This is a genomic window from Kluyvera sp. Awk 3 (assembly GCF_028069715.1).
GTDB lineage: Bacteria > Pseudomonadota > Gammaproteobacteria > Enterobacterales > Enterobacteriaceae > Kluyvera > Kluyvera georgiana_A.
On sequence record NZ_JANEWH010000233.1, the window covers coordinates 1 to 3,641 of the forward strand.

Annotated in this window: 4 protein-coding genes; 3 read left to right on the forward strand and 1 reads right to left on the reverse strand. The window is 49.1% G+C overall.

What is annotated here, in order from left to right:
• Positions 1-497 precede the first annotated feature (497 nt).
• From NNN71_RS24070 to NNN71_RS24080, 3 genes are read left to right on the forward strand one after another with little or no spacing between them, the layout of a single operon-like run.
• Positions 498-1,643, forward strand: coding sequence for a transglutaminase-like domain-containing protein (locus NNN71_RS24070; protein WP_271459532.1), 1,146 nt, complete (start codon positions 498-500; stop codon positions 1,641-1,643).
• Complete coding sequence (locus tag NNN71_RS24075; RefSeq protein ID WP_157093548.1) at positions 1,621-1,977, forward strand: hypothetical protein; 357 nt, start codon at positions 1,621-1,623, stop codon at positions 1,975-1,977. The genes NNN71_RS24070 and NNN71_RS24075 overlap by 23 nt, the downstream gene beginning before the upstream one ends.
• Entirely contained in the window at positions 1,974-2,258 is a 285-nt protein-coding gene (locus NNN71_RS24080) for a heavy-metal-associated domain-containing protein (RefSeq protein WP_064545815.1), read from the forward strand. Before NNN71_RS24075 ends, NNN71_RS24080 begins: the two co-directional genes overlap by 4 nt.
• 40 nt (positions 2,259-2,298) lie before the next feature.
• On the opposite strand, the gene ompC is transcribed toward NNN71_RS24080, so the two are convergent.
• Positions 2,299-3,462 carry a porin OmpC gene (ompC, locus tag NNN71_RS24085; RefSeq protein WP_271459533.1) on the reverse strand — a complete coding sequence of 388 codons (1,164 nt, stop codon included), beginning with the start codon at positions 3,460-3,462 and terminating at the stop codon, positions 2,299-2,301.
• Positions 3,463-3,641 lie beyond the last annotated feature (179 nt).

Consider the following 3,641-nt stretch of genomic DNA (forward strand, 5'->3'; position numbering starts at 1 on the left):
ACATAAAACCACATGAATTTTTATTTTTTATAATAAATTGCCCACCGGCCGGGATTTATCGATGGCCGCATTAATGCAATATAAATACCCATTTACAGGCGACTTCGCGAAACAGTTTACAGCTAATGCTATTGATAACAAGCCATTAAGTTAACATATTATTTCATCGTCACAGGCTTATTCGCGCACGGTATGGTTAGCAAATCAGGGGGTAAATCGTGAAGAATAGCGACAAGTATGAACCTGCAACGAGATACTTTACCTCTGAAATTGTATGGGTATTTATCTTATGAAAACGCGTGAATCAGAATAATCTGTAGGCCTGCGTTTTTATCATTTTTATAACATCATGCTGTCCTGGCCTGAGACATTTTAACCATAAGGGATTTTATGGCCTCTTATTCATTGTGGTGATGAATACATGGCCGCATAATAGCGGCCAACCTCCGCAGGTGCGGGGTTAAGCGCCAGCTTTTTCTGGTGATGAAGGATACACAATGCAAAGGCGTAACTTCCTGAAAGGTGCTGCAGCCCTCTCAACGCTGGGTCTGGTGAGCCCGGTTTTTGCCAAAACAGAAACGCAGGCTCAGCCTGCTGTCTCATCTTCCGGCAAATACCGCCGCTTCATTATGACCCAAACCTATAGCCTGAAGGCACCGGAAGGCTCTTCCGGGAAGGTGAATTTGTGGATCCCCATCCCGGAAGAGACCGCCTTCCAGCAACTGATCAATCTCTCCTTCAGCGGCAACTATCAAAGTGCCACGCTGAATGCCAATAATCGCTATGGCGCGAAAGTGCTGTACGTGACGTGGCCGGCCTCAAACGGACCGCTGAATATTAACGTGGAGATGGAAATTGAAACCCGCGACTGGGAAGTGTTGAAAGACAATCGTCTCACTGACTGGCAGTTGCCGGGGGAAGGGGCGGTGATCCCCGATGAGATTAAACCTTTCCTGCAGGCGACGGCGCATATTCCGGTGGATGGGCTGGTGAAAGAGACCGCGCTGAAAATTATCGGCAACGAAAAAGCGCCGCTGAAACAGGCGCGTCTGATTCATGACTGGGTCAGCACCCATATGCATCGTGATGACGCGGTCATAGGTTGCGGAACCGGCGATGTCGGGGAGATCCTGAAAACCGGCAAGCTCGGTGGCAAATGTACCGACATTAACTCGGTGTTTGTCGCACTGTGCCGTGCGGTCGGCATTCCGGCACGTGAAATGTTTGGCATCCGTTTAGGCGCGAGCCGCAAGCTTAATCAATACTCCACGAAAGCATTTGGCAGCGCCGACGATAAAGGCGTGGCCAAAATCAGCGGCGGTCAACACTGTCGCGCGATGTTCTGGTTAGCCGGTTTCGGCTGGATGCCAGCAGACCCGGCAGACGTGACCAAAATGCGTCTGACAGAGAAAAAAGAGAATGGCGACCCGTCGGTCACCGCGGTGAACGATTATCTGTTTGGTAACTGGGAAATGAACTGGGTGGGATTCAACCATGCGCGTGATTTCGCACTGTCGCCAGCCGCGGAGCAGGGTGACGTGAATAACCTGGGCTATCCGTATGCGGAAGTCGACGGCGATCCGCTGAATTTCTACGACCCAGCTGCGTTTAGCTACGACTATGTCAGCGTCGAACAGCATTAAGGGCGGCGTGTTAACGTTGCTCGCGGCGATCGTAGCCGCGGGCGCGTCAACGCTGTGCTGCATTGGGCCTCTGCTGTATCTGGTGTTTGGGGTTTCCGCTGCCGGGCTGGTGGGTATTCCGGGGGCGTCCTGGCTGCAAATCCCGATGATTATTGTCGCCGTTGGTCTGATGGCGCGCGGATTCTGGCGTCTGCATCTGTCGTCGAAACCGGTATGCGTTAACGTCGTAAGCCGTCGGGTGCTGGTGTGGTTGTATTGGCTGGCGGTGCCGTTAGTGCTGGCCTTGATTACCTATCCTTATGTATTACCCTGGATCTGGGAGTGGATGGAATGAAAAAAGCCGTGTGTCTGGCGTTACTGATGTTTACGCCACTGGGCTGGGCGGCCGATAAATTGGTCACCATTGATGTCGGCGAAATGAACTGCCCGCTGTGCGTGATTTCCATTAACCAGGCGCTGCGCAGCACCGATGGCGTCATTAAGGCGAAAGCTTCGCTGAAAACGCGTCAGGCGGAAGTGGTGGTGCCGGAGAATTTTGATAATCAGCGGTTATTAGCGGCGATTGCTAAAACCGGATTTAAAGGGGAAATCCACGGCGAAAGCGTGGTGCAGTAAATAAAGAAAACCCGCCATGACGGCGGGTTTTTTAATCGTATTAGAACTGGTAAACCATACCCAGCGCAACGATGTTGTCGGTAGAAATACCGTTTTCCTGATAGAAGGAATCGTTGCCGTCCAGCAGGTTGATTTTATAATCAACGTAGGTGGACATGTTTTTGTTGAAGTAGTAAGTCGCGCCAATATCCATATATTTAACCAGATCTTTGTCGCCAGCGTTAGTACCGCTAATGTTGTACAGATCCTTACCTTTAGATTGCAGGTAAGAAATTGCCGGACGCAGGCCGAAGTCGAATTGATATTGTGCGGTTACTTCGTAGTTCTGAGTTTTGTTTGCAATACCAGAATCACCGTATGGAGTCATGTTACGGGTTTCGGAATACATGGTTGCGAGATAGATGTTGTTCGCATCATATTTCAGACCAGCGGTCCATGCATCAGCGGTATCGCCACCAGCATACTGGTTGCCAGTGTGATTTTTTCCAATATAGCCGTTTTCCTGATCGGTGGTACGGTCTGATGTGCTATAAGCAGCACCAGCGCTGAAGCCCATTCCCATATCGTACGTAGTGGAAATACCGAAGCCGTCACCATTGTCAAAGCGAGAGTCGCTACCGGAGGCACGGTTATTAGTACCAACGGACGGATTGATATCATCAGGGCTTTGGCTTTCGTTTTTACCCTGATACTGCAGAGCAAAGTTCAGGCCATCAACCAGACCGAAGAAATCAGTGTTACGGTAAGTTGCAACACCGTTAGCACGACCAGTCATAAAGTTGTCAGAGTTGGTGTAGGAGTCGCCACCGAACTCTGGCAGCATATCGGTCCAGCCTTCAACGTCGTACAGCACGCCGTAGTTACGACCGTAATCGAATGAACCGTAATCGCCGAATTTCAGACCAGCAAACGCCAGACGGGTCCAGTTGTTTGCGCCATCACCTTCAGTTGAGTTTGCCTGAACGTTATATTCCCACTGGCCGTAACCAGTCAGCATATCGTTAATCTGAGTTTCACCTTTGAAACCGAAGCGGACGTAAGTCTGATCGCCATCTTTCTTAGAATCGCTGGAGAAATAATGCAGACCATCTACCTTGCCATAGATGTCTAATTTGTTGCCGTCTTTATTATAAACTTCTGCGGCATGAGCTGCGCCTGCGGCTAACAGGGCAGGAATAACGAGGGCCAGTACTTTTCTGTTCATTGAATATATTCCTTTAGTATTTTTTATACGCGCACTTTCTGACTAAGAAAGCACAGTCATGCTAATAGAGACGAATCTGATATGGTAAATAACATTTGTTACAACATGAGTAAAATCTAAAGGATATAATTCTGCTGAAATGATGATAATTATCGTGAATGGTTTGGTGTGATATATAT

What these genes read in the sequence shown, in the direction of transcription:
- NNN71_RS24080 (WP_064545815.1), top strand. Translation starts at nt 1,974, where the DNA reads ATGAAAAAAGCCGTGTGTCTGGCGTTACTGATGTTTACGCCACTGGGC.
- NNN71_RS24075 (WP_157093548.1), top strand. Translation starts at nt 1,621, where the DNA reads ATGTCAGCGTCGAACAGCATTAAGGGCGGCGTGTTAACGTTGCTCGCG.
- NNN71_RS24070 (WP_271459532.1), top strand. Translation starts at nt 498, where the DNA reads ATGCAAAGGCGTAACTTCCTGAAAGGTGCTGCAGCCCTCTCAACGCTG.
- ompC (WP_271459533.1), bottom strand. Translation starts at nt 3,462, where the DNA reads ATGAACAGAAAAGTACTGGCCCTCGTTATTCCTGCCCTGTTAGCCGCA.